Source organism: Pseudoalteromonas sp. MB47 (assembly GCF_011319765.1).
GTDB classification, from domain to species: Bacteria; Pseudomonadota; Gammaproteobacteria; order Enterobacterales; family Alteromonadaceae; genus Pseudoalteromonas; species Pseudoalteromonas simplex.
On sequence record NZ_VFBD01000026.1, the window covers coordinates 421041 to 447345 of the forward strand.

The 26305-nt window shown below is 40.0% G+C and carries 25 protein-coding genes; 12 read left to right on the forward strand and 13 right to left on the reverse strand.

Translation table 11 applies throughout. The features are described from left to right. Window positions 1-141 precede the first annotated feature (141 nt). Entirely contained in the window at window positions 142-1044 is a 903-nt protein-coding gene (locus tag IMPJCBKJ_RS15795; protein WP_054552196.1) for a hypothetical protein, read from the forward strand. Beyond that, window positions 1031-1978, forward strand: a complete 948-nt coding sequence (locus IMPJCBKJ_RS15800) for a hypothetical protein (protein ID WP_166340978.1) — start codon at window positions 1031-1033, stop codon at window positions 1976-1978. Before IMPJCBKJ_RS15795 ends, IMPJCBKJ_RS15800 begins: the two co-directional genes overlap by 14 nt. 69 nt (window positions 1979-2047) lie before the next feature. Here the strand turns inward: IMPJCBKJ_RS15800 and ushA are convergent, their stop codons facing one another. Together ushA and IMPJCBKJ_RS15810 are read right to left on the reverse strand one after the other, a co-directional pair. Beyond that, window positions 2048-3661, reverse strand: a complete 1614-nt coding sequence (ushA, locus tag IMPJCBKJ_RS15805) for a bifunctional UDP-sugar hydrolase/5'-nucleotidase UshA (protein WP_166340980.1) — start codon at window positions 3659-3661, stop codon at window positions 2048-2050. A gap of 75 nt (window positions 3662-3736) precedes the next feature. After that, a complete protein-coding gene (locus IMPJCBKJ_RS15810; RefSeq protein ID WP_054552199.1) occupies window positions 3737-3934 on the reverse strand; it encodes a hypothetical protein in 198 nt (65 codons plus the stop codon). A gap of 247 nt (window positions 3935-4181) precedes the next feature. On the opposite strand from IMPJCBKJ_RS15810, the gene IMPJCBKJ_RS15815 reads away from it, so the two are divergent. Further along, the gene (locus tag IMPJCBKJ_RS15815) at window positions 4182-4919 is read left to right on the forward strand and encodes a peptidylprolyl isomerase (RefSeq protein WP_166340982.1); all 738 of its coding nucleotides are present in this window, start codon (window positions 4182-4184) and stop codon (window positions 4917-4919) included. A 61-nt stretch (window positions 4920-4980) separates the two neighbouring features. Here the strand turns inward: IMPJCBKJ_RS15815 and IMPJCBKJ_RS15820 are convergent, their stop codons facing one another. Next, window positions 4981-5394, reverse strand: coding sequence for an MAPEG family protein (locus IMPJCBKJ_RS15820; RefSeq protein WP_138599799.1), 414 nt, complete (start codon window positions 5392-5394; stop codon window positions 4981-4983). 166 nt (window positions 5395-5560) lie between these two features. Here IMPJCBKJ_RS15820 and IMPJCBKJ_RS15825 point away from each other — a divergent pair, with 166 nt between their 5' ends. Further along, a complete protein-coding gene (locus IMPJCBKJ_RS15825; RefSeq protein ID WP_138599798.1) occupies window positions 5561-8446 on the forward strand; it encodes an insulinase family protein in 2886 nt (961 codons plus the stop codon). 49 nt (window positions 8447-8495) lie between these two features. On the opposite strand, the gene IMPJCBKJ_RS15830 is transcribed toward IMPJCBKJ_RS15825, so the two are convergent. Continuing rightward, window positions 8496-9878 (reverse strand): Na+/H+ antiporter NhaC family protein, encoded by a 1383-nt coding sequence (locus tag IMPJCBKJ_RS15830; RefSeq protein ID WP_166340984.1) that lies wholly within the window; start codon window positions 9876-9878, stop codon window positions 8496-8498. Window positions 9879-10162: 284 nt separating this feature from the next. On the opposite strand from IMPJCBKJ_RS15830, the gene IMPJCBKJ_RS15835 reads away from it, so the two are divergent. Then, complete coding sequence (locus tag IMPJCBKJ_RS15835) at window positions 10163-10567, forward strand: NUDIX domain-containing protein (RefSeq protein WP_166340986.1); 405 nt, start codon at window positions 10163-10165, stop codon at window positions 10565-10567. Between the two features lie 3 nt (window positions 10568-10570). Continuing rightward, on the forward strand, window positions 10571-11062 hold the full coding sequence (locus IMPJCBKJ_RS15840) for a GNAT family N-acetyltransferase (RefSeq protein WP_166340988.1): 492 nt from the start codon (window positions 10571-10573) through the stop codon (window positions 11060-11062). On the opposite strand, the gene IMPJCBKJ_RS15845 is transcribed toward IMPJCBKJ_RS15840, so the two are convergent. Genes IMPJCBKJ_RS15845 through IMPJCBKJ_RS15855 form a run of 3 tightly spaced genes read right to left on the reverse strand, consistent with a single transcriptional unit; the run spans window position 11045 to window position 14546 of the window. After that, window positions 11045-11656, reverse strand: coding sequence for a PqiC family protein (locus IMPJCBKJ_RS15845; RefSeq protein WP_138599794.1), 612 nt, complete (start codon window positions 11654-11656; stop codon window positions 11045-11047). The two genes, IMPJCBKJ_RS15840 and IMPJCBKJ_RS15845, sit on opposite strands and share 18 nt — an antisense overlap. Beyond that, window positions 11656-13311: an intermembrane transport protein PqiB gene (gene pqiB / locus IMPJCBKJ_RS15850; protein ID WP_166340990.1), complete on the reverse strand. Its 1656-nt coding sequence runs from the start codon at window positions 13309-13311 to the stop codon at window positions 11656-11658. Before pqiB ends, IMPJCBKJ_RS15845 begins: the two co-directional genes overlap by 1 nt. Beyond that, window positions 13308-14546: a PqiA/YebS family transporter subunit gene (locus IMPJCBKJ_RS15855; RefSeq protein ID WP_138617278.1), complete on the reverse strand. Its 1239-nt coding sequence runs from the start codon at window positions 14544-14546 to the stop codon at window positions 13308-13310. The genes pqiB and IMPJCBKJ_RS15855 overlap by 4 nt, the downstream gene beginning before the upstream one ends. Before the next feature lie 140 nt (window positions 14547-14686). Between IMPJCBKJ_RS15855 and IMPJCBKJ_RS15860 the strand changes: the two genes are divergently transcribed. Continuing rightward, window positions 14687-15463 carry a transporter substrate-binding domain-containing protein gene (locus IMPJCBKJ_RS15860; RefSeq protein ID WP_249364082.1) on the forward strand — a complete coding sequence of 259 codons (777 nt, stop codon included), beginning with the start codon at window positions 14687-14689 and terminating at the stop codon, window positions 15461-15463. Here IMPJCBKJ_RS15860 and IMPJCBKJ_RS15865 read toward each other — a convergent pair. Further along, complete coding sequence (locus IMPJCBKJ_RS15865) at window positions 15452-16252, reverse strand: thioesterase family protein (RefSeq protein ID WP_166340992.1); 801 nt, start codon at window positions 16250-16252, stop codon at window positions 15452-15454. The genes IMPJCBKJ_RS15860 and IMPJCBKJ_RS15865 overlap by 12 nt on opposite strands. Window positions 16253-16491: 239 nt before the next feature. Here IMPJCBKJ_RS15865 and dnaK point away from each other — a divergent pair, with 239 nt between their 5' ends. Next, window positions 16492-18414: a molecular chaperone DnaK gene (gene dnaK, locus IMPJCBKJ_RS15870; protein ID WP_166340994.1), complete on the forward strand. Its 1923-nt coding sequence runs from the start codon at window positions 16492-16494 to the stop codon at window positions 18412-18414. Between the two features lie 183 nt (window positions 18415-18597). Beyond that, complete coding sequence (dnaJ, locus tag IMPJCBKJ_RS15875) at window positions 18598-19737, forward strand: molecular chaperone DnaJ (protein ID WP_138599789.1); 1140 nt, start codon at window positions 18598-18600, stop codon at window positions 19735-19737. Window positions 19738-19799: 62 nt separating this feature from the next. On the opposite strand, the gene IMPJCBKJ_RS15880 is transcribed toward dnaJ, so the two are convergent. Both IMPJCBKJ_RS15880 and IMPJCBKJ_RS15885 read right to left on the reverse strand, forming a co-directional pair. Next, a complete protein-coding gene (locus tag IMPJCBKJ_RS15880) occupies window positions 19800-20930 on the reverse strand; it encodes an HlyD family secretion protein (RefSeq protein WP_166340996.1) in 1131 nt (376 codons plus the stop codon). Between the two features lie 3 nt (window positions 20931-20933). Further along, complete coding sequence (locus tag IMPJCBKJ_RS15885) at window positions 20934-21278, reverse strand: DUF3302 domain-containing protein (RefSeq protein WP_054552213.1); 345 nt, start codon at window positions 21276-21278, stop codon at window positions 20934-20936. Between the two features lie 457 nt (window positions 21279-21735). Here IMPJCBKJ_RS15885 and ybaK point away from each other — a divergent pair, with 457 nt between their 5' ends. Continuing rightward, window positions 21736-22197 (forward strand): Cys-tRNA(Pro) deacylase, encoded by a 462-nt coding sequence (gene ybaK, locus IMPJCBKJ_RS15890; protein WP_138617473.1) that lies wholly within the window; start codon window positions 21736-21738, stop codon window positions 22195-22197. Here the strand turns inward: ybaK and IMPJCBKJ_RS15895 are convergent. The 3 genes from IMPJCBKJ_RS15895 to IMPJCBKJ_RS15905 all read right to left on the reverse strand — a co-directional run bounded on the left by IMPJCBKJ_RS15895 (window position 22194) and on the right by IMPJCBKJ_RS15905 (window position 24349). Then, complete coding sequence (locus tag IMPJCBKJ_RS15895; RefSeq protein WP_166340998.1) at window positions 22194-23450, reverse strand: Y-family DNA polymerase; 1257 nt, start codon at window positions 23448-23450, stop codon at window positions 22194-22196. The two genes, ybaK and IMPJCBKJ_RS15895, sit on opposite strands and share 4 nt — an antisense overlap. Continuing rightward, a complete protein-coding gene (umuD, locus tag IMPJCBKJ_RS15900) occupies window positions 23438-23851 on the reverse strand; it encodes a translesion error-prone DNA polymerase V autoproteolytic subunit (protein WP_054552219.1) in 414 nt (137 codons plus the stop codon). Before umuD ends, IMPJCBKJ_RS15895 begins: the two co-directional genes overlap by 13 nt. Window positions 23852-23914: 63 nt before the next feature. Further along, the gene (locus IMPJCBKJ_RS15905; RefSeq protein ID WP_054552220.1) at window positions 23915-24349 is read right to left on the reverse strand and encodes a MarR family transcriptional regulator; all 435 of its coding nucleotides are present in this window, start codon (window positions 24347-24349) and stop codon (window positions 23915-23917) included. A 111-nt stretch (window positions 24350-24460) separates the two neighbouring features. Between IMPJCBKJ_RS15905 and IMPJCBKJ_RS15910 the strand changes: the two genes are divergently transcribed. Both IMPJCBKJ_RS15910 and IMPJCBKJ_RS15915 read left to right on the forward strand, forming a co-directional pair. After that, window positions 24461-25234, forward strand: coding sequence for a siderophore-interacting protein (locus IMPJCBKJ_RS15910; RefSeq protein ID WP_166341000.1), 774 nt, complete (start codon window positions 24461-24463; stop codon window positions 25232-25234). Window positions 25235-25301: 67 nt separating this feature from the next. After that, the gene (locus IMPJCBKJ_RS15915; RefSeq protein WP_138599782.1) at window positions 25302-26297 is read left to right on the forward strand and encodes an LLM class flavin-dependent oxidoreductase; all 996 of its coding nucleotides are present in this window, start codon (window positions 25302-25304) and stop codon (window positions 26295-26297) included. The last annotated feature ends 8 nt before the right edge of the window (window positions 26298-26305 follow it).

A 26305-nucleotide genomic window follows, 5' to 3' on the forward strand; every position in this document is an offset into this window, starting at 1 on the left:
AAAGGACTCAATAAGATTCATAATTTCTTGTTCATATATGTTATTTATCAATAGTTTAAATTATTCAGGTAAAATTACTTGTTGTAATAAGTAAGAATAATTGTTCAAATAGAGACAACGGAGCGTTGTTGGCTATTAAAATTGAATTTAAGAACAATACTAATAAAAAAATCGTCGATTGTTACATTTTTGTTTCTATCAGTTATTTTGTTTTTTTATATCGGAATTTTGCAGGGTAAACCGGCTGTTTCTGATATCGATGCATTTATTGAAACGTCTTTTCAATGTGATACCAAATCAGAGGTTAACCTTAACGAGTTAGTGGTGTATTCATCGGGCAAAGTGTTGGCTGAGGATGTTGCTAAAACCTTATGCAATGATGACATCATAAGTAAACAATATGGCAAGGTAACCTCTTATTGGGGTTATAAAACCTCAGACACGATTGAGTTTTTAGGCAAAGGGATTGCTGATTTAATCCTTGCTAAAGAAAATTTAATTAACGCTTTTATGGCGGAGTCAACTTACAACTATCAAGCTGTTGTTGGATTTCCTGATTACACTGCCTATTTAATTTCGAGTAAAGAAAAACCTAGAATTGATAAGAGCTACTTTTTAGATAAACGCATTGGTTTACTTGATTACCCAACCAGTCGCTCAGGACATATTTTACCAAAGCAGCTATTTAAAAAATTAGATATCAACCTAGAAAACCTAGATATAACTTACGCTAGTTCCCATACTGAGTTAAGAGAGCTGCTTGCCAGCGGAAAGGTTGATTTAATTTCTTCTTATTGGCAAGACAGTGATCAGCAACGTTTTTCTAAAAATTATATTACGCCTATACGCGACAATATAAGTGGCAGTCGTTGGTATTTAAAAATGCAGGACGAAAACACCGACCTTTTATGTGCAGTTCAAGCGCAGTTAACCCTTTTGGCACACAATCAGAATTCTCATTACTTTAATCATGTTGAGTCTTTTTGGGAATGTGACTCGACTCAGCAAACAATGAAAGTAGGGGATAGCAATGCTGCCAATTAGAATTAAGCTTATTTATGGCGCAATATTTTTAAGCTGCTGCTTGGTATTATTTGCTACCTTCATTACTGCAAAAGCTTATAAGACAACAACTAATGATGCACTGACTTTAGCAAAAGTTGAAAACCGTATTGCCCTTGATTTAAACCATTTAAATTTACCAGATGGTTTTTTGAAGCACTCCGGTAGTAGAGACATGGTACTCAATTATATCACGCGTCTTAATGCTCAGTTAGCTGACTCAGGCGTGATGGTTTACTCTATTGAAGGTATTTCGGAATATCCTGCTCGTGCTGATTTAATTACTAAGCAATTACATGCACCTCAAAAATCATTAACGGTTAGCTTTGTTATCGCATCTTCCTTATTAGATAAAAACGATATAGCTGTGTTCATTCTGGTCTGCTTATTTGCATCTACATTTACCTACTTATTATTTATCAGTGAACGAACCAAGATTCAAATAGCTAAAAACGAACCTGAAGTTGCAGTTCAGATAGAAGAAAAACCTAAATTGATAGTCGATCTTCAAAATAAAACCTTGGCTGCTAGTTGCGATGTCGATAAAACAGTGGCACTTGCGAATAAACCATTGTGTTTTTATCTCGCTTTAGTTGAGTTTTGTATTGAGCAACCTGACGTAGTGCTTAATCAAAATAAAGATGTACCAGAAGAATTGCTGACTTTAGCGAACAAGTATTTTTACCGGTTAGTTGAGCTTGGTCACACAATACGTAAACGACCAAACTTTACCAATAGCTTAGAAAAAACTTTAAGCGAAATTAGGGCAGCCCTTGATGAAGTTTGGCAAGACCAGCTTGAGATAAAAGAAACCTATTATCCGCCTAAAGCCCATGGTGAAGGTTCACGCTCTCGATTACATCATTACGGATTGAAGTCGATTGAGATCACCGATATTGAAGTCATAGGGAAATAATCTAGTTTAAAAGTAAAAAGGGAAGTCACTGACTTCCCTTTATCTATTTAGATATTGATGATTAGGTATCTAAAACTGCTTAGGTGTGTAATCAGCCGCTTTAACAGGGCTATTTTGCTCAAAGAAACGTTTTAATGCCTGTGCATCGGTATCATCTGTACTTACAAAGCCTTTTTTATTGGTAAGCGTAGGGTAGCCATCACCACCAGAGGCGTTGTAGCTATTAATACTCATTCGATATGTTTTAGTCATATCAAGTGGTTTACCAGCAATTTTAACATCAGATAAAGTGTCGTTATCGCGTTTGAAACTTAGCTTATAGTATTGTAAGTAGGCACCTGAATCAGGTGGGAAAGAAGTAACAACCTGCAAGTAGTCATATAGCTCTTGGCCTGTCATATCAATATAGGTGATACGGTTTTTAAAAGGATGAACTTTTAAAATATCTTTATAACTGACATCGCCAGCTTGAATGCTATCACGAATACCGCCACCGCTTATCAAACCAAAATCAGCACCCACTGACTGCATTTGTGCAGCAATAATAACGCGTGCTAAGTTTACTTGCTCATAGCGTACTTTATTGCGGTCACCTTCAAGTTTTGCATCCACGTTACCTATTTTACCAGCAATTTGTGCTGCACCTTTTTTCTGATAAACCGCGAGCATGTCTTGTAAGTTTTTGTTTGGCTCGATGTACTCAGCCGCTAGCTGTTTATTGCCATTTTCATCATCGATATAAAGATTGACCGGAATAAGTGAGTAATTGAGCAGAGTTAATTCATCGTTTTCTAATTTGAATTCAGCTTTTCCCACATATTTACCCCACTCATGGGCTTGCATGATCCAAGTACCGTTTTGTTGATCAGGCTTACACGCTTTACCTGGCATAAAGCTTTCGTCAGCAACATTGGCTTCTTTCATACACACCGGCTCTTGTGAATGACCGCCGACAATAATATCTAGCATTCCTTTTGGTAAGTTACGCGCCATAGTCACATCACCGGGTGCATTAATACCAAAGTTAGCATCAACATAGTGACCCATGTGCGTTACAGCAATAGTGATATCAGGCTTGTACTGTTTTTCAATTTTTGGGGCTAACTTTGTAGTCACTTCTGTAGGGTCTTTAAATTCTAGGCCGCCGATATACTGCGGGTTACCTATTTTTGCTGTATCTGTTGTGGTTAAACCAATGACAGCAATTTTAAGCCCGTTTTTTTCAAAGATTTTGTATGCTTGATAACGAGTTTCACCGGTCGTTTTATCTATGATATTGGCTGATAAAAAAGGGAAGTTAGACCATTTTTGCTGTTTATCGAGTACAGCCAGCGGGTTATCAAACTCATGGTTACCAATTGCCATGGCATCGTAACCAATTACAGACATACCTTTAAAATCCGGTTCTGCGTGTTGTAGATCTGATTCAGGAATACCTGTATTGATATCGCCACCAGACAGCAGTAAAACTGCATGTCCTTGTGCTTTAGCATCGGCTCTTAATTGATCAATTAAAGTCTTGCGAGCAGCCATACCATATTCACCATGTTCGTTATGCCAAAAACGACCGTGATTATCATTAGTATGGAGCAGAGTGAAATATTGGGCTGAATCTGTATTGTTAGAAGAGGAGCTACACGCGGTTAGGGTAACCAGTAGCGATGTTAGTAAAAAAAAACGCATAATTGTTTGCCTGAATAGAGCAGTAGGTTAATTATGCGCTTAGTTTAAACGACTTAAGTTTAAATTAAATGTCTTTTATAAACTTTTGTCGCTATTTTCTGTATTTAGTTGTCCTGTTGCGGCAAGTTGTCTTCGTTGTAGTTCTTGTTCTGCATAATGAGACTTAAGATGATTATTGCCGACCATCCAATTTAAAAAACTAGCGGGTAACTTACTATAAGGCTCACCTTGGTGTAGGCCAAAATCGCATATTGCGTTCTCTTCATTCGCCATGGTTCATTCCTGTGTGTTCATTGTTGTCGTGCAGATACTAACAAACTGAGCCTATTTGATAAGACGATTTTGATTTAATCTTTAAACTTTTTATAACCATAATGAATACACTGTGTAAATTAATGTAATTGAGATGTAATTGATTTGACGCGTTTTGTGTAACTGTTTTGTTTGCTATTTAAGCACCTGTCTATTTTGTTTAAGCTTCTTGCAGTTTTATAATAAAAATTATCAGGAAAGATAAACAATGAAAAAACATCTACTTGCAACAGCTTTATTGGCTAGCAGTTTTACAGCGAATGCAACTATTGTCGAAATGCAAACGGATCTGGGCAGCATTACGGTTCATCTTTATGATCAACAGACACCAGCTACAGTTGAGAACTTTTTGAATTATGTTGCAGATGGTAGCTACGATGGCACCGTTATCCATCGTTCTGTTGATAACTTTATTTTACAAGGTGGGGGGTTTAAATTTGGTACTGACTTTGATGCGATAGACACCGCAGACGCTATTACTAATGAACCAGAGTTGTCTAATGTGAAAGGTACCATTGCAATGGCTAAGCTTGGTGGCAATGCTAACAGTGCAACCAGTCAGTGGTTTTTTAATTTAAAAGATAACAGCGCAAATCTTGACTTACAAAATGGTGGCTTTACCGTTTTTGGCGAGGTAACTGTCCAGAGTATGGCTGTGATAGAGCAAATCACAGAATTAGTACATTGTGGAGAGATCCCAGTAGTAAACTTAAATGAAGAGCAGTGCCCAGATACAACATCAGGTTTTAGTGGTGAAAACTTATTTTACATTAACAGTGTAACTGTGATTGACGATGACCCTAATTCATCTGCTTCTTTATCACCAAAAGAAAACACGCTGATTGATGAAGATGACGCTTCAGACAACGGCGGTAGTAGTTCAGGTGGTAGTCTTGCATGGATGCTATCTTTATTAGCCCTAGCAGGCTTTGCTCGTCGTAAATAATTCCAACCAACAAAGTTAATAAGGCGCTAAAAAGCGCCTTATTTCTTTGTATTGATGATTATTAAAAGATTCTAACTAAAATCAGCACCCACATTATTAGCATTATAAAGCTACTGACAACGAAACTATAATAGCGCGCCTTCAAGGTGTTTGAAGTTAAGTGTATTACGCTATGAATAATTCTTAATGCAACATAAACCCAAGCAAGGGCAACAAAAACAGTACCTACAGCATTGACTTGCAGAGCTGTTAAACAGGCAATAAAAAACAGCACAGGCATTTCGAATTGATTGATAAAGTTACGATCTGCTACGCGAACATTATCCCCAGCTTTTTCAAGTTCCATTAATAAGAAGTCTTTCATCTCAATGGTTTTTTGCTTTGCCGCACGAAAACGGCGCTTACCCATAATGTACATCACAATAAATGTCAGTAACACCTGAGTGAACATTGCTACAATTAGCCACCTTTCCATAGCTCATCCTTTGTTATAGTTATTGCTATTAATCTTAACCGTAAGTACTGCATTTTCACAATGTGTTACAAAGTTTTGCTGTAACTTAACTGAAAAGCATTGAATTGCGGCGCTCGAAAACACATGATAAATAAAAATTTATTCAATTTCTAATGGATACAAAATAATGAAAAAAATAATGGGACTCAGTGCAATCGCTTTTGCAGTGTTAGCAGGTTGTTCTTCTACTTCTACCACAACGCCTCCTGCTGCTAATACTAACCTTATTCCAGACTCGTTAGTTATCAGTCCAAACGACACCCGTGAGTACAAAACATTAAAACTTGATAACGAAATTGATGTAATTTTAATTTCAGATCCAAGTGCTGAAAAATCAGCTGCTGCATTGAGTGTTGGTGTTGGTTTATTGCACGACCCTATGTCGCAACAAGGTATGGCGCACTATTTAGAGCATATGCTGTTCCTTGGTACGGACCGTTACCCAGACACCAAAGGTTACAGTGATTTTATGACTAAAAATGGCGGTGCTCATAACGCTTACACTTGGTTAGATATCACAAACTACATGTTCAAAGTGAACAATGATGCCTACGATGAAGCACTTGACCGTTTTGCGGATTTCTTTAAATCACCAAAGCTTTACCCTGAGTACACAGACAAAGAAAAAAATGCCGTAAATGCCGAATGGTCAATGCGCCGTGAGATGGACTTTTTTGGTCAATTCAAACTGGCACGTCAAATGATGGGCTCACATCCTGCTAACCGCTTCTTGATTGGTAACCTAGAAACACTAGGTGATAAAGAAGGCAGCAATCTTCATAAAGAAACCGTTGCTTTTTATAACAAGTACTATTCATCGAACATTATGAAAGTGGCGATGATTTCTAATCGTCCACTTGCTGAGATGGAAGCAAAAGCAAAACAGTACTTTGCTGATATTGAAAATAAAAATATCGAAAAGCCAACGGTGACTGATAAGTTAGATTTCTCTGAAGCTGGCGGTAAACGTGTTTATTACGCACCGAATGAAGACGTAAAACAACTGCAATTAGAATTCACTATTGCTGATAACAGTTCACAATTTGCAGTTAAACCAAACCGTTTTGTTTCTTACCTTTTAAGTAACGAAATGCAAGGCAGCCCAGCACAAATACTACGTGATAAAGGTTGGGTATCAGGTTTATCGTCTTCTGCTTCACCAACGCAATATGGGAACTACGGAAGCTTAACAGTTGATATTGAATTGACTGATGCCGGCATGCAAAACCGCGAAGAAATTGTTGCTATGGTTATGCAATATATTGCACTTATCAAAGAGCAGGGTGTTGATAGCAAATACTTTAATGAAATTCGTACATCGTTAAACAATTCGTTTCAATTCCTAGAAAAAGGGGATGAGTTTGGTTATGTAAGTAACTTAACTGATAGCATGCAAAAGTTCCCTGTGAACAACGCAATTAACGCACCTTATTATTATGCCAAGTTTGATGCAGATGCGGTGCAAAATGTCCTTTCGCAATTAAACGAAGATACTTTACGTATTTGGTATATTTCAAAACAAGAAGAGACAGATTCACAGCTGCATTTTTACGATGGTAAATATCGTATTGAAGATATCAGCGAGTCAGAAGTTGCAAGCTGGAATAAACCAAGTGAATACGCGTTAGCATTACCAACAGTAAACCGCTTATTACCTGAAAGCTTTGCAATTAAAACAGCTGAGTTTAAACAACAAGCGCACCCTGAACTCGTATTTGATCAGCAAGGCGTTAAAGTTTGGCGTCAAGCAAGTCAGCAGTTTGCTGAGCAGCCTAAAGGTCTTGTTGAAGTTTATATTAATACGCCAGATGCCCTTGTGAATGTAAAATCACAGGTTCTTTACTCAATTTGGGCTGATCTTTATAACTTACAACAAAGTAAATTAAGCACAGAAGCCGCTGTTGCAGGTATGAGTTTAGGGTTACAGCCAAGTAATGGCCTTGTGTTATCGCTTAGTGGTTTCACTGATAAACAAGATGTCCTTTTAGCTCAGGCGCTTGAAAATCTAACCTTAGAGGTGTCTGAAGAAGGTTTTGCCCAAGCAATCGATCGTTTTAAGCGTGATTTACTAAATCAGCAAAAACAGTTCCCGTTCTATCAAGCATTCGGTGAGTACTCTAAGCTTACTCGTAGTGGTAAATTTGATACCGAAACCTTGATTGCTGCGGCAGATGCGCTTACCTTAGCTGATTTTACGGCTATTAAGCAATCAACACTTGCTGCCAATGACTTACGCGTATTCACGTTTGGTAACTACAACCAAAATGATGTTGACGCTATTGCGAGTAAACTAACCGCTATTTTACCAAAAGGTCATAAAGCGACCGAGTTTGCTAGAAGTAAAGCCTGGTTGCCTCAGCCTGGTGAGCGTATCGTTTTACAAAAAGATATTGATGTAGCTGATGTAGCAATCATTGACATGGTTGTTCACCCAACCCCTGGCTATAAACAACAAGCACAGGCACAAATTTTACAAAGCCACTTTAGAACCGTAGCGTTTGATAAGTTACGTACTGAAGAGCAACTTGCTTATGCGGTTGGTGCGTTAGCGCGTCCAATCGAAGATTATTCTGCATTAGGTCTTTACATTCAAACACCGGTTAAAGGTCCTAAAGAGATGCAGGCGCGCTTTGATGAGTTTAAAAAGCAATACGCAGTTGAGCTTGATAACATGACAGAAGAAACATTTGCACAACTTAAAAATGCAACGCTTGTATCTTTAAAAGAGCAACCTAAGAATTTAAGTGATGAAATGTCGCCACTTATTACAGACTGGTATCGTGAGAACTTTAAGTTTGACTCTAAAGAAAAGCTTATCGCTGAAGTTGAAAAAGTAACCTTGGCTGATCTGAAAGATTATTACAAGAAAACGATGCTCAATAGTGAAGCTGCGCGTTTAAACATTCAAATGCGTGGTAGTAAGTTTGCAGACAAGCCATTTGCAGATCTGAAAAGCCAAACAAAAGTTGAAAACTTAGAAAGTTTTTACAAAGGCATTAAATTCCAAAACTAATTTAATAGTTGATAAACAAAAGCCCAAGCTATTGCTTGGGCTTTTTGATTTATGCGATAAGCAAAAATCCTATAAATGCAGCCGTTGCAGCAAGTAAGGTATAAGGCAGTTGCGTGATAGCATGGCTGACTAAATCACACCCTGAGCCTTGTGCAGCAAGTACGGTGGAATCTGAATAGAAGCACGCTTGACTACCAAATGACGACGCCGATAACAAAGCACCAATCACTAAAGGAATATTGGCATCAATTGCGTAAGCCAGTGGCATTACAATAGGAATAGTTACTGCGAAAATCCCCCAGCTTGAACCCGTTGCAAAAGCAAGGACTGCCATTGCTAAAAACACCACGGCTGGTAAGTACTGTGCTGTCATATAAGGGCTCAAGGTATTAATGACATATTGCGGAAGCATTAATTGGTCACACACATCTTTAAATATAAATGCTGCAACCACAGTCCCAATAGCGGGTATCATGCTTTTAAAACCATCGAGCATACGCTCAACGAGTTCTGACAATGTCATCAACTTTTGTAACATATAAAAAGGCAAAACAACGGTAAAGGTTGCCAGCAGCCCTTTATAGACGTCAATGTCAAAGTAAACAGTAAACGTAACAAGTAAAACTATAGGTACTAAAAAGTTATAGAGTTTGCCGTTTGAAGCGGCTGTTTCAAAGTTTTCTTCTGCTGCTTTTACTGCGTATTCATCCGCTGTTTGAACATCTGTGTACTGGCTATTTGATATTTCGATTTGATTATTCATGGCACGTAGTTGTGCTTTTTTCATCGGACCAAAAGCAGGAATGACATTTAAGCTAACTAGTAATACCACAATGACTGCAAACCAAGCATATAACATGTAAGGTATTGCTTGGATATATACAGCAATACCTTGACCTTCTGGTGCAACATTATTATCAACTAACAAGCCACCAAAAAAAACGGCCCATGTAGAGAGTGGTACAAGCACACAAATAGGCGCAGCCGTTGAGTCAACAACATAAGCGAGCATTTCGCGGCTAATTTTAAACTTATCGGTGATACGCTTCATAGTTTCACCGACGGTTAATGCATTTAGGTAATCATCGATAAAAATAATTACACCTAGCACAAAGGTCATTACTAACGATGAACGCTGGCCTTTGGCAAATTTTAACGCTAATTCGGCGAATGCACTTGCACCCCCGGTTCTCACTAATAAAGCGATTAATGCACCAAATCCACCACAGACTAGAATTAGCCAGGCAATGGTTTCGTCTTGCATTACTTTTAATGAAATATCAGCAAAATTGGCTAACACAGCGGTCGGACCTAGCATGACTAAACCAAATAAAGCACCAATCAGTAAAGATAAAATAGGGCGGCGTAAAAATACGGCCAAAACCACCACCAATACTGGCGGTAGTAAACTTAACGCAGAAGGTTCTTGCATTATAATTTTCACACAGTTAAGCAATCGAGATTGCTTAGAGAAATCAAAAGTCTATTGACTCAATTAACTGCTTTACGCGAACACACTTTTATGGACCCTTTAGGGAAAGTGCCTGCGTTGGCTGGCGCCAGACAGTATAGAGGGTATACTGCTTTTGTTTTGCCCAAAACATCGCAAGAAAAATAATCCTGAATATTAATTTAGTCAATAACAATTTTAATTGCGATGATAATTATTTTACACTCATCTATAACGTCACTTTTTATTAATTGAGCAAAGGGATTATGGCATTTTCAGATACTTACAGACTCAGTAGCCATGCGGTTATCACCAACAACCAAGGTCAGGTGTTATTACTAAAAGCTGATTACGGTCAAAAAAGTTGGGGGCTACCTGGCGGCGCTTTAGATAAAGGTGAAACCATTCATCGAGCGTTACTTCGCGAATGCCAAGAAGAACTTAATTGTGATGTAGATATCGCTTATTTAAGTGGCGTTTATTATCACACAGCATTTAACTCTCATGCGTTTATTTTTCGTGCTCATATGGCTGAGGACGCTGAGATAATGTTGAGCGATGAGCACACAGAGTATGGCTATTTCGATATTGACGAGTTATCTAAAGTACAAAAAGAGCGGGTTCTTGACTGCCTTAATTTTACCAATGTTGTCGTGAGTAAGGTGTTTTAATAAATGTTAGATATATATTTACGTGCCGGGCAGCCTGATGATGCCGCGTTTATCGTTGAGCTTTTAAACCAAGCAACATTTTTAGAGCACATAGGTAATAAAAACATTAATACGCCCGCACAAGCTGAGCATTATATTCAACAAACGTTTATAAATAGCCACCAGCAATTTGGCTTTGGCAGTTATATTGTTTGTTTAGCTGATGATACACCGGTTGGAATGGTGGGGCTCTTTCAGCGCGATGCGTTAGCTATTCCCGATTTAGGATTTGCCTTGTTAGCTAACTATGAAGGTAAGGGTATTATTACATCTGCTGCTAGGTTATTGATGGTAAAAAAACACGTATTAGAGCTTGGTGTACTTGCAGCAATAACCTCACCAACAAATATTGGCTCACAAAAGGTGTTACAGAAACTTGGCTTTGAGTTCATAGGCGATGTCATCATTAACGATGACAATCAGCCTCTAAAACTCTTTTTAAAGAGTAAGCTTTGATACTTCGTTTGCAACTTGTTTGTTTACCTTTAACCATGTTGACTCAAGTGTCGCGACAAGCCCTTCGTAATCACTTGCTTGTAATGGTGTAAGCTCATTGAAGTAATTAACCGCTTTTAACTTTCGGCCCGACTCAGGGTTTGTATAGTACAAACGCCAAAGCCCTGCAATGTTGGCATTGCCTTGCTCATCGCCATTAAAGTGATGTAGCTCATATTCTAATTCATAATAGCTTTGTTGATCTAAATCGGTGATCACCGGTAAACCTTTTATTACCATCCAATTATCAAGGTCAGTGTAAAGCTGTTGATGGGCACTGGCGGTTAACATTAAATCCGGTGATTCACTCCATAAATGGTAGTTAGCAGCATTGACTCGGTTGTTGTCGAGTACCATAGCAATACCGCGATTATTAAGCGCACCACGTAATTGTACTGTGTTGATCCTTAGCTGAGCTTGCGTATTTTCAGCTAACCGCTGCATATTCACGATTGGCTGCGAGAATTGATAATACTCAATAGTTGAGAATGACGTCTGACTGCAGGCCGAAAGTAACAGCACTGCTGCGATTGAAACACAGCGTTTATAGTTCATTATTGTTTCCTCGGCGTTGGATCTGCGGGTAGTTCTTTATCAAATATCAACATATTAGGTTGCTGGTTCAAGCCACGTGTAAGTGGTTGTAGCTCTTCACTTAAACGTTTAAATTCGGACAAGGTAGTTTGTAACTGCTGATGGAAAGCCGAACCTTGTTCGTAACTTGCCATGGTTTTTTCAAATTGTTTCATGGTTTTATCGAACTGTTGCATGCTTTTAGTCATTTCTGCAAAGTTGCGATTTATATCACCGGGTAAATCTTGGGTATCTTGTTTATTGATCAATTCTCGCATGTCATGAGCAAGTTCTTGGTACTCAGAAAACGTAGTTTGCATTTGTGCCAAGCTGTCTTCTATCTTAAGGTTGTTCACTTTATTTAACACATCGGATACTTGGTCAGCTATGACCGTAATACCACTCGATACACTTGGGAATACGGTATAATCTGCTATAGTCTTTAATTCGGCAGGTTCCGCGTTATCATAAATGTCTAAGTCAACGTATACAGCGCCGGTAAGTAAGTTACCTGGCTTTAAAGAGGCTCTAAGGCCATTTTTAATCCAGCTATCTAAGCTTGAATGCCAAAACTCGCGTGCAGCTGTACTGTCGTGGTAAAGACGACCATATTCAATTTTAATAAGGGCAGGTACTGCGGTATTGTCAGTTCTAAAGTGTGCAGGCTTGCCGTCGATCATGACACTTGCTGGTGCTTCAACCACACTACCAATACGCATACCACGGTATTCAACAGGTGCCCCAGCTCTTAACCCGCGAATTGATTGCTCAAAATCGATTAAGTAATAATCAAAGTCATAAAAGCGCTCTTCTAACGCGGCTTTATAACTATTACTTAATGAAAAACTGTGTCCATTAGTGGCGACTTCACCAGGAGATTGCTGCTCAGGTATACCTACAGAAATTCCACCTTTAAGTAACTTACTTAATGAACCTGTATTTACATTAATTCCATCAGCTGATAGGTCTATTTCGATACCTGAGTTCACCCAAAATATAGAATTTAAGGTAATTAAATTTTGATAAGGCTCATTAATGAAAATGCCATATTTCATGGCCTGATTTTTCCAGTCAAAGGTTGCAGTTTCTATTTGGCCAATTTTGTAATCTTTGAAATAAATACCCGTACTTACATCAAGTACTTCAGCGTTATAGCTAAGCAGTGTGAAACGACCACCTTTAACATCATTGCCAATTAATGCGGGTTCATCCTGAAGTTCAAACTTATCCGCTAGCTTCTTGCTTTCACCCGGTGCAAATTCTAAGTATACGCCTGAGAGCAGAGTGCTCATTCCAGTAATACCTGTATCATCAATTCGTGGTTTAACGACCCAAATTTTTGCATCGTCAGTTAATAGGTCATCATAGTGTTTATCGATTTGAGCTCTTGCAATTACACTATTTTGCTGATCTGACAGACGTACATGATTAATTTGGCCGATTTTTACACTACGTACTTTTATTTCAGTTTTGCCAGCAACGATACCTTCTGCATGAGGCATTTTTATAAAGATAGTGGTGCCTTTATTTGCCTGATACTGGTATAACATCCATGCGCCTATTAGTAGGGCAATTAACGGAATTATCCATATAGCCGAAATATTTGGCGCTGATTTTATTTTAGCGTTTTTGCTCATGCCAGAGTCTCTTGTTTTACTTTCTTTAAATTAGTAGGGCTGTCCCACAGTAAGCGTGGATCAAATGCATGGGCTGCCAACATTTGGCAAATTACCATAGTGGTAAAAAATATTGTGCCGATGCCTGGTGTCACAGACATTAAATTTCCTAGTTGTACTAAGGCTACTAGAATCGCGACAACAAATACATCAATCATTGACCATTTACCTATAAATTCAGTTAATTGGTAGATACGTGTATAGCCTTTTGTTTGTCTATTTGCAGGCTTCATCACCATATAGCATAAAAAACTTAAGATTAGCGCTTTGGCAAGGGGAACAACCACACTGGCCAAAAATATGATCATGGCTATTGGATAAGAACCACTATTCCACAAAATCATCACACCACCAATAATCGTAGAAGGCATTTCATCACCTAGGCTGGTGGTATACATAATTGGGTAGATGTTGGCTGGGATGTAGCAAGCGACAGATGTGATCAACCAAGCAAACGCTTTTTGTACACTATAAGGATTGCGGGTAAAGGTTTTAGTGTCACATCGCGAGCAAATTTCAGTATTACATAATTGGCCACAAACATGACAAGCACGCAGTCCTTGATCGATAGCTCGTGTGTTTGCAATTGTTTGATCTATATATGCGGGCTCTCTTAATTGCTTCCAAAGATAGTGTTTATTTAATTTCGCCATGGTTGCTACATATAGAACCACAAATGCCACATAGGACCAAAAGCTTACACCAAATTCAATGTCTGCCATTGACATTATTTTCACCATGCTGACCATCACCCCGATTAAGAAAATCTCGGACATGATCCAAGGCTCTAAAGCAAAGGTGGTTTTTAACAATCTTTTGCCCCACAAATAAGGTAGTACTTTTAATACACCTAAATGTAGCGGAATAATCAATAGTAATAACAACATAGGTAAGCCTATGATGCTTATGTCAATAAATAGACCCAAAAAATCGTTATCGTAATTGAATAAAATACGCGCAGCATCAGGAAGCGTAATGGTTTGTGTAATACCGCTACTCGTGAAAGATAAAAAAGGATAAAACATACTGCTTAAAAGCATGACTATTGCGCTTAAGCTCAATGCGACCACTGTACTGTCTTGGCAGGCTTGTGATGTTGATAACTTAGTATTGCAATGTGGGCAAAGCGCTACTTGTTTTGCATTTAAATGTGGGATCTCAACGACCAGATCACAACTAGGGCAGGCTGTTTGCAAACTTAGGGTCTCATAAACAAGAACTTAGTTAAGTTTGCACCAAATACTGCATAAATACAAATGCAGCATTGTTTAATATAAGCTAATATTTGTACAAAGCGATTACGCTTTTTAATACATTTAATTCATTATGGTGATTAGTGAAGCAATTATTTACCCTTTTAATGTTGTTTATTAGTGTTAAAGGTGAGTGTTTATCTGAGCCAAATATACAACAACCTATTGTTGTTGCTGCAAGCGCCTCTTTACCTCCTTATGTTATCGAAGATACCAATAGCGGTATCCAACTTGAAATTTTAAAAGCAGCTTTTAAGTCACAAGGCATCTCTAATATTCATATCCATTACATGTCTAATAAACGTGCAGAGCAACAGCTTATGCAGGGAGAGGTTGATATTGCATTAAACTTTCCTCCAGTTCTCACTCCACATGTTTATAAAAGTGATGAACTACTGCGCTATCAAAATGTCGCGGTCAGCCTTGCTAATAGAGATTTAAAAATTAGCACTATCTATGATTTAGCAGGTAAAAGTGTACTTGCCTTTCAGAACGCAACTAATTTTATTGAAGCACCTTTTAAATCGGTTACCAATATTTTACGCTCTTACGAAGAAGTGGTTAACCAAAAAGCGCAAGTTGATCACCTTATGAAGGGCTGGGTTGATGTTATTATTCTAGAGCGCCGGGTGTTTTTATATTATTTAGAAAAATATAAACAAAGCGCTGAGGTAAAACCTTTTATTGTGCATGCAATCTTTAAAGAAGCACCAAGACCTGCGTTTTTTTACAGTAAAACGTTAAAAAACACGTTTAATTTGGGTCTTGGTGAGATCATAGAATCAGGCGAATACCAAGCAATTATTCGCCTTGATGGTACTGAGTACGCGCAGCTTTCAGAGCCAGAGTTACGCGAATAACGCAACAGTTTGGCGGCTCAATGCAATTAGCTTACCGTCTTCACTCCAAATACAGCCATCTTCAAGACCATAGCCATCTTTACTATGATGGGTAACAGCCTCGTAGCCAATCCAAGCATCATGGGCAATTGCAGGTTCTTCTACAAATTCTATGTACCATGACATACTACTTGCTGGTGCAGGTTGCTTGTACATTTGTAATAGAGTCGGTGGCCATGCATCTGTTAGGGCTATGATATGCGCTTCACTCATTTGCTCTGGTACATGTTTGAATTTCATCCAACCACCTAAATGTGAGGTGTCTGCTCCAGAGAAAGGCATATTGCCGTCTTGCAAACACAGTGCAACGTGCTGGAAAAATGCCGGCATCACGCCTTCTTTATAAGGTAGGGTAAAACGTTCATCAACGGGTTTTAGCTGCATGGTTTTAGTGACATCTACTTGTACACTTGATTGACGCTCAGCCCCAAAACAGGCTTGTGTAATAACACAAACATCGCCATTTTGAATCACTTTTGCCAGTACCTGCGCACTGTTTTTTCCTTCACGTAAGACTTCAACGTCGATTGAAAAATCATTGTCAGCGATTAACGGGCCAACAAAGTTAGTACTTAAAGATAATAAACGGCGAGAGCTATCGATATGCTGCCGTATAGCTTGATATAATAAAGCTGCAGATAATCCACCAAACGCTGTGCGGCCTTGGCACCAGTTTTCTGGAAACTGCATTACTTTTGTTTTGTCTTTACCAAGTTCAGCTGCCATGGCGAGTAATTGATCAAAATGCATAATTTTCCTTAACGTTTATTGTTATGGTTTAGGTTATAGCACAGCCAAAGTCATCAGACCAGTTTGTTTATTCCGCAATAGGCGTACAAATACAGTGCTTTTTGAGGAAAAAACATGCATTTCAAAAAAAATTTCAAAAAAAAGTAAAATTTTTCATTTTTATAGTTGAATTCAGTTTCCTGCATCCCTATTTACTAGTCATCGAACGTATTAACGAATTTTGAAGTTGGAGAAGATTCATGGGTAGAATTATTGGAATCGATTTAGGTACTACTAACTCTTGTGTAGCAGTACTAGACGGTGATAAAGCACGCGTTATCGAAAACGCGGAAGGCGATCGCACAACACCATCGATCATTGCATACACGCAAGACGGTGAAACATTAGTTGGTCAACCTGCAAAACGCCAAGCAGTAACTAACCCAACTAACACATTATTTGCAATCAAGCGTTTAATTGGTCGTCGTTTTGAAGACGAAGAAGTACAACGTGATATCGGTATCATGCCTTTTAAAATTGTAAAAGCTGATAACGGTGATGCATGGGTTGAAGCGCGTGGCGAGAAACGTGCTGCACCACAAATTTCAGCAGAAGTGCTGAAAAAAATGAAGAAAACAGCAGAAGACTTCCTAGGTGAAGCGGTTACTGAAGCAGTAATTACAGTACCTGCATACTTCAATGACTCACAACGTCAAGCGACTAAAGATGCTGGTCGTATTGCTGGTCTTGAAGTTAAACGTATCATCAATGAGCCAACTGCCGCTGCACTTGCATACGGCATGGACAAAAATAAAGGTGAAAACGTTGTTGCAGTATACGACTTAGGTGGTGGTACTTTCGATATCTCTATCATCGAAATCGACGAAGTTGAAGGCGAGCACACGTTTGAAGTGTTAGCAACTAACGGTGACACTCACTTAGGTGGTGAAGATTTCGATAACCGTGTTATCAACTACTTAGTTGAAGAGTTTAAGAAAGATCAAGGTATAGACCTTAAAAACGACCCGCTTGCAATGCAACGTGTTAAAGAAGCTGCTGAAAAAGCGAAAATTGAACTTTCTTCTGCACAACAAACAGAAGTTAACTTACCGTACGTGACTGCTGACGCAACAGGTCCTAAGCACATGAACGTGAAAGTTACTCGTGCAAAACTTGAGTCACTTGTTGAAGACTTAGTAACTAAGTCAATTGAGCCACTTAAGCGTGCACTAGCTGATGCTGATTTATCAGTAAGCGACGTAAATGACATCATCCTTGTTGGTGGTCAAACACGTATGCCTCTAGTTCAAAAAACAGTTGCAGAGTTCTTTGGTAAAGAGCCACGTAAAGATGTTAACCCTGATGAAGCAGTTGCAGTAGGTGCAGCGATTCAAGGTGGTGTATTAGCTGGTGACGTTAAAGACGTACTTCTACTTGACGTATCTCCGTTATCACTAGGTATCGAGACTATGGGTCAAGTAATGACTGCGCTAATCGAGAAAAATACGACGATTCCTACTAAGAAATCACAAGTTTTCTCAACAGCTGAAGACAACCAATCAGCGGTAACGATTCACGTATTACAAGGTGAGCGTAAGCGTGCAAGCGATAACAAATCACTAGGTCAATTTAACCTAGAAGGTATTCGCCCAGCACAACGTGGTACGCCACAAATCGAAGTAACATTCGACGTAGATGCGGACGGTATCTTACATGTATCTGCTAAAGATAAAGATACAGGTAAAGAGCAGAAGATCACAATCCAAGCTTCTTCAGGTCTAAGCGACGATGAAGTAGAAAAAATGGTTCGTGATGCTGAAGCGCACGCTGAAGAAGATAAGAAATTCGAAGAGCTAGTAGCAACTCGTAACCAAGCTGATGCAATGGTTCACGGTACACGCAAGCAAATCGAAGAAGCGGGTGATGCATTACCTGCAGAAGATAAAGAAGCAATCGAAGCTGCGCTTACTGAGCTAGAAGCGGCGATTAAAGGTGATAACAAAGAAGAGATTGAAGCGAAAACTCAAGCTCTTGCTGAGAAGTCACAAAAGCTAATGGAAATTGCACAAGCTAAAGCACAGCAACAACAAAGTGGTGCGGATGCAGGTGCACAACAATCTTCTGCAAAACAAGACGACGATGTTGTTGATGCAGAGTTCGAAGAAGTGAAAGACGACAAGTAATTGTTTGTTTCGCTTCTGCCTAACGCATTAATGGCTGCTTTGTTTAGCCAATTAAGTTAGGATGAAATGATTGAGGCGCGCCAGCGATTTCGCTTGACGCGCCTTTTGCATGTATATAAACGGTAAAGTCGTTTGACTTACCTTACGCAGTGTAACTGCAGTAAAAAGAGTAGTGTGATAGATATGTCAAAAAGCGATTATTATGAAGTTCTCGGCGTGAGCAAAGATGCCAGCGAACGAGACATAAAAAAAGCGTATAAGCGCTTAGCGATGAAATATCATCCAGACCGTACCGCAGGCGATAAAGAACTTGAGTCTAAATTCAAGGAAGTAAAAGAAGCCTACGAAGTACTAACTGATGACCAAAAACGTCAGATGTATGATCAATATGGTCACGCAGCCTTTGAACAAGGTGGTGGCGGTCATGGCGGTGGCTTCGGCGGCGGTCATGGTGATTTTGGTGATATTTTCGGTGATGTGTTTGGAGATATCTTTGGTGGTGGCGGTGGTCGTCGTCAATCGCGTCAACAACGTGGTTCGGACTTACGTTACAACATGGATTTAAGCCTTGAAGAGGCCGTTCGTGGTAAAGATGTCGAAATTAAAGTACCAACCTGGGTTAGCTGTAAGCCATGTGATGGTAGCGGTGCAAAAGCGGGTTCTAAACCAAAAACATGTACTACCTGTCATGGTGCAGGCCAAGTACAAATGCGCCAAGGTTTCTTCGCGGTTCAGCAAACATGCCCTACGTGTCAGGGCACAGGTCAAATTATTTCTGATCCATGTGATAGCTGTCATGGTCAAGGTCGCGTAGAAAAAACTAAGACCTTATCAGTGAAGATCCCAGCGGGTGTTGATACAGGTGACCGTATTCGTCTATCAGGCGAAGGTGAAGCGGGCATGCATGGTGCACCAGCAGGTGATTTATACGTTCAGGTTTCTGTTCGTGAACACCCGATTTTCCAACGTGATGGTAATAATCTGTATTGTGAAGTTCCAATTAGCTTTACGACAGCAGCACTGGGTGGCGAAATTGAAGTGCCGACACTGGATGGTCGTGCAAAACTGAAGATCCCATCAGAAAGCCAAACGGGCAAGATGTTCCGTATGCGTGGTAAAGGTGTTAAGTCTGTACGTAGTGGCGCTCAAGGTGACTTGATCTGTAAAGTGGTTATTGAAACGCCAGTGAATCTAAATGACCGTCAACGTGAATTGCTTGAAGAGCTTGAGCAAAGCATGGGTAAAGATGGCTCTAAAAACCGTCCAAAAGAAAAAGGTTTCTTTGATGGTGTGAAGAAATTCTTCGATGACCTAACTAAGTAACTTCTAGTTAAGTAACTTGAGTTCGAGAATAAAAAGGCGCTGATAAGCGCCTTTTTTATTCCTTAATGATCTAAGAATAGGTAGTTTTGCCAACTTTTCATTCTGATCAATACTTTACGCATCACTGATACGTGTTCGAAGTGCTCTGAATAAACTGCAACTTCTGTGCTTGTTCCTTGTGGCAGGTGATATTCACTCATGTCGTCTGTGATTTTTAAGGTGACAATTGCGCGCCCTTGACGAGCAAAAAACTCAGTGCCCATCAGTGTGCCTTGTGCTTGCACTTGCCCTTCGCCAATCGCAGGTAATACATCGATTACTTCGCCTGCAAAGGTTTTGCCAGGAATAGCTTTAAAGATAAAGTCTGCTTTGTAGCCTGGTTCGAGTCTTAATAGTGAATTTTGTCTAAATGCAGCGACGTAAACGGTATCTTCTTTGTGCACAAAGGTCATTACTGGGCGTAATGGCATAGGGACTGCAATCATCCCAGGGCGTAATGTTAGTTGTGTTACATAGCCATCGGTAGGTGCATAAACGTTTGTGCTGTCTAAGTTAAATTGAGCTTGCTCTAAATTAGCGCGAGCTGCGGCAATTTTAGTTTGTTCGCCGTTTATTTCAGACTCAAATGCTAGTTTTTGACGTAACTCTTCGGCCTGTGCTGCTTCGTAACTTGCCTTTGCTGCTAAGTATACACCTAATTTATTATCAACTTGGCCTTTTGAGTAAGCACCGCTTTTTGCGCCTTTTTCATAACGTTCGTACTCTTTCTTGCTACGATCATATTCAGCTTTAGCCATTAGGGCACTGGCTTGTGCTGATTTATAGCTCGCTTCTAAACCGAGCACTGACTGTTTTGCATCCTGCAAAGCGGCAATCGCTTGATTTAGTTTGGCTCGATATAAGGTATCGTCTATGCGAAACAATAAGTCACCTTTTTTAACCGGCTGATTTGGCTTTACTGCAACCTCTTCAACGGTACCACGTACATTTGGCACAATGGGTGTTGTGACATAGGCACTGCTGGCCATATTTGAATGTGGATGATTGTAGTTCATTAATAGGATTAAAGCGCCTATCAATACCACACCACCGAGTACCGCGGTGGGTACTGTCCATTTATTAAGTGGGATTTTAAACACTTTAAAGATACCAATGCACAATGCGGTATAAGTGAGTATTAATAACAAATCCATAGTCTATTTCTCTTTATTATTCGATTGAGCATTTATTTGTGCTTGTAGTGCTGCAACCGTGGCTGTCAGGCTAGCTACTTTTTCTGCTAAGTCTTCTTGTTCCTTTTGAATTTGGTTAAACCCCCAGCCACGGTCATCACGCCATAATGTCGCCCAAACCCATAAAAATGGCCACAGCACATGTAGGGTAAACAGGCTAACCCAGCCTGCATAATGGATGGCATCTTGGTGAGGGTGATTACGTTTTTTGGCAATTTCGTAGGGAATATCGTGAATGGCAATAACACCATAAAATATTACTACCGTTACAAACACTAGCATGACCAGTGCAAAGTAGTCTAAAAACATCTATCTTCCTTTGTTAAATTAATACCTAATTTATAATACGTTAAATTGACCCTATTCCTAATCGGCATTTTCAGATTTAATCTAATACAACATAATAGGCAGAATCATCAAGACATCTGCACAATGTTACATCATCAGAGAATACCGTTTTTTGAATCTTCCCTTTATTTAGACCAAGTGTTTGACATTTATTTTGGCAATCAATAAAGGAGTTCCACGCTAAGTATTCGTTGCAGATAAAATTAATCGTATACAACAGGGTGATTATGATAAGTAACTGCTTAACCAGATATAGGCCATTAGCTCTAGACATGTTCATTACCTTGCGTAGTGTCTATCACTTAAGTGTAGTTCATTTTACTTAAATTAGTACGATTGTAGGCTTTGATTAATTGCTTTTAGACTACCGTTCACGTTATGTTTTTTATCGTTCAGCATTCAGTATTTGGAAGAAGTAATGACACCGGCTATTAATTTATTACAAAAGAAAGGTATTAATTTTGATGTGCTCAGCTATCAACATGATCCTTCAAAGCAACAGTTTGGTCTTGAAGCGGTTGAGAAGCTAAAGCTCCCTGCTGAGCAAGTATTTAAAACTTTAGTACTTGAAGATACTGAGCATCAGCTTTTGGTTGCTATTGTGCCAGTGAGCCAGCAAGTTAACTTGAAAATGCTAGCAAAGGCGGCAAAGGTTAAAAAAGTGCAGATGGCTCCACAACAAAAAGTCGAAAACACGACTGGTTATATTTTAGGGGGGGTGAGTCCGCTAGGTCAGAAAAAGCGCCTTAATACCTATGTGCATCAATCTGCAGATAGCTTTGACGTGATGTATGTTTCAGCTGGTAAGCGAGGTCTTGAGATTGCATTGGCCCCTAAGGATTTATGTAGTTTATTAAATGCTAAGCAGGCAGACTTTTAACAATGTATTTTCGGTAGGTTATGCCAGCGGGTTGTGTAATGAGGCGATAAGTAAGCGCGTTTCATATGCCAACGGGTCGTAGGAGTTTCGCTGGCTATGGCAAGGGTACCCACGCCATAACGGGTGTTAATGCTATCAAGACACTGCATCAGTTTAGGGTTATCGATAGGTGCTTGAAACAAATCAGGTTGCTGAAACATGTGGCTCGATAACTCTAGGGCACCTACACCACATTTATAAAATCGCACCCCTGGTTTATAAAGATGATCAAATACCTCGCTGATAGCATTGGCAAACACACAACTATCGGCGGTGGCTACACTAAACTCATAAATATAGGACTTTTTATAATAGCCATCTTGATGAGGAGAGCTGGCCACAAACATTAATAAGCGTTGAGTGTGTGAGCCTTGCGCACGTAGTTTTCTTGCCACAATGACACAATGATTGATCAGTGCCGTTTTTAGCGCGGTGGCGTCAGTGATACGCTCTCCAAAACTACGGGTCGAAAAAACCTCTTTTTTGTCTTGGCGTACTTCATCCCAGGCTAAGCAGCTTTTTCCGCGTAACTCGTTCACTGTGCGCTCTAATACAATACTAAACAGGCGTTTCATTTTTCGTGGATCTTGCTCGGCTAAATCAAAAGCCGTATTGATATTCATTGCTTTGAGTTTTTTAGCTAAGCGTCGACCAACGCCCCAAACATCTTGTACGTCCATGGCTTTTAAAATGGTTATCCGTGAAGCTTCTGAGTCAATCACTGCAACGCCATCAAAGCCGGGGAGTTTTTTAGCTGCATGATTGGCGGCTTTGGCAAGGGTGGCTGTTGGGCCAAATCCAACCCCAACAGGTAGCTTTGTTTCGCGCCATACGGTACGGCGAATATCATGGCCATAACGATGCCAATCGTGAATAAGCTTATTGAAACCAGTAAAGTTTAAAAATGATTCATCAATAGAATATATGTGCTGATTATCGCAAAAGCGGCCAATCACGTTCATCATTCGCTCGCTTAAATCCGCATACAGCTCATAGTTAGATGAGCGGATCACCACTTGGTTATCTTCGAGTATTTTCTTTACTTGAAAATAAGGCTGAAATTTTGGAATAGCCAGCTTTCGTGCAATAGGGCACACGGCACAAATACAGCCATCGTTGTTGGTGAGCACCACAACCGGTTTACTACGAATAGCCGGATCAAATACTTTTTCGGCGCTGGCATAAAAGGCCACAGCATCGACTAAGGCGTACATGCTAACAGCTCTTTACTACTGCGATGTAAGCGAATTGAGCGAGTAACCACGCCTTCTAACTGAAACTCATCCGATTGGCGTAGTTGCACCGCGGGGTATTTAGGCGAGGCTGATAATAACTGAGCATTGTGTTTATCTAATAGCTTACAAACAAATAAACCATTTAGATTCGCGACAATGACATCGCCATTTTTAACATCTTCGGCGCGATCAACCAGTAATAAGTCACCATCAAAAATCCCCACACCTTGCATTGATTCGCCAGAGGCAATACCAATAAATGTTGCATCAGGGTGTTTAATCAATAGCTGATCTAATGATAAGCCTAGCTCTTTGTATTGTGCTGCCGGTGATTCAAAACCACATACGCCAGCTTCGATATAAATAGGAATAACACGCATAATAAAACCACTATACTGTACATTTATACAGTATAGTGGTTTGTGGTTATCTTGCCAATAAGATCACGGCGTGTTGTGATTGATATTTTCGATCATAGTTGTGGCAATAGCGATGAAATCACGTACTTGCTGATCAGTTAAACCGTGGCAAAGTTTGGCATCAACCTCTTGCTCTGCAACTTCTAAGCGCGAGAACAGGGCGTTACCTTGATCAGTAAACGATAAAATTAAACAGCGTTTGTCATTTTCGTCGGCACATTTAGAAACCAGTTCAAGCTTTATAAGCTCTTTTACTAAGCGTGCTATTTGTGCTTTATCACGCCCTGTTTTGGTAACAATATCATTGGCGGTACAGTGCTGTGTTTCGGCAATGATATGTAAACAGCGTACATGCAGCGCATTAAGGCCAAGCTCGTTGGCGTTAATGGCTTCGCGTACAGTGACACGGTAACTTTGTGCCAGTGTAAATAAAGCAGAAGAAAGCGAGGTTTGTGGCATGGTTCACCTAAGTTCAGTTGGTGGATTTAGTTGACAAAGTCAATTAAAAGCGTATAGTTGACTATATCAACTATTGGGGCGTTGTGCAATTTAACCAGCTAGGAGACCAAGATGGCTAGAAAAGTTCGTCGTGCAAACGTATTAAGTACTACACGTATTTCCCCGCATCTACAAAGAATTGTTGTTGGCTCAGACGAGTTTGCTGACTTCCCGCAAGATGCAAAAGGTGCGTACGTAAAGGTATTGCTCCCGCATGCCGGTGAATCTAAGGTTGAACTTGATTTACACGCTGAGCATCCTGCATTAATGCGCTCTTACACTATTCGTGATATCAACCCTGTTAACGGTGCAATTACCCTCGATTTTGTGGTTAACCAACATCAAGGTGTGGCAACCAACTGGGCACAAAATGCGTGTGTAGGCGACGAGGTCGGTATAGCAGGCCCGGGCCCTAAAAAACTCACTGATTTTACGCAAACACATTATTTAATGCTGGCAGATTTAACCTCTGTCAATGCAATCAATGGCTACTTACAAGCCCTGCCACAAGATGCCACTGTCGATGTCATTATTCATGTTGCTGATAAAGCCGACATCATTGAGCTTGAGCAAATTGAAGCACACAGCCAACATAGTGTTGAATGGCTAGTTACAGATGAGCCAGAAACTGATCTACTCGACCAAGTAACTCGCTTATGCGCAGGTTATAACGCGCAACCTATGGTGTTTATGGCGCTAGAAGCAAATTTGGTGAAGGCAATTCGCCGTTTAATTACAAGCAGTTTTGAAATTGATCGTGAACACATTGTTGCATCGGCCTATTGGAAGCGTGGTATCGATGCTGATGGCCTAAAGGTGGAAAAACAGCAACAAAGCCGTGCCTAATTAGCATTTGAAAAAAAGCCATTCGCTCTCATTAACTAATTATAAAGAGTTAAACTTTGGAGAGCGAATGTCAGATCTTAGCAACACACCTTTTTCATTGCTTGAATTGAGCCCAATGAAAGAGCACGAAACCGTTTCGCAAACACTAGCAAATAGCGTTACCTATGCACAAACAGCCGACAAACTGGGTTTTAATCGGTTTTGGATGGCAGAGCATCATAATATGCGCGGTATCGTGTGTGCCGCAACTTCAGTACTGATAGGTCATATCGCAGGTAAAACTCAGAATATCCGCGTAGGTGCGGGTGGAGTGATGTTACCTAACCACCCACCGCTGGTGGTTGCTGAGCAATTTGGCACCCTAGAGAGTTTATACCCCGGTCGCATTGATTTAGGGCTAGGCCGAGCCCCAGGTAGTGACCCAATTACCAGCCGTGCTTTGCGCCGTGATGAACAACGCGCTGAGCACTTCAATGATGAAGTAACGGAGCTGCAAGCTTTACTTGGCCCATATAAAGGTGATTCTCCAGTACGCGCAATCCCAGGTGAAGACACTAATGTGCCAATCTGGTTACTGGGCTCAAGTCTTTATAGTGCTGGACTTGCGGCAAAAAAAGGTTTGCCATATGCATTTGCTGGGCATTTTGCGCCACGCTTTGTTGAAGATGCCATTGCATTGTATCGCAGAGAATTTCAACCATCTGAGGTATTAGATAAGCCATACGTCATGCTTGGTTTACCCGTTGTTGCCGCTGACACCGACGAACAAGCACAGTTTTTAGCAACCACAGCGAAACAACGTATCTTAGCACTTATGCGCGGCAAGCCACTTTGGCTTAAAGAACCTGTTGCAACAATGGAAGGGTTGTGGACAGCGCAAGAAAAAATGCAAGTAGAAAACTTTTTAGGACTTTCTGTTGTGGGCGGTCAAGCGAGCGTTAAGCATAAGCTGAGTATGATTAAACAAACGCTACAGGTTGATGAGTTTATTTTTACAAATGACCTGTATGAATTGAGTGACAGACAACATGCGCTGGAAATATTAGCAAGCATCATGCGCTAATACGGTTT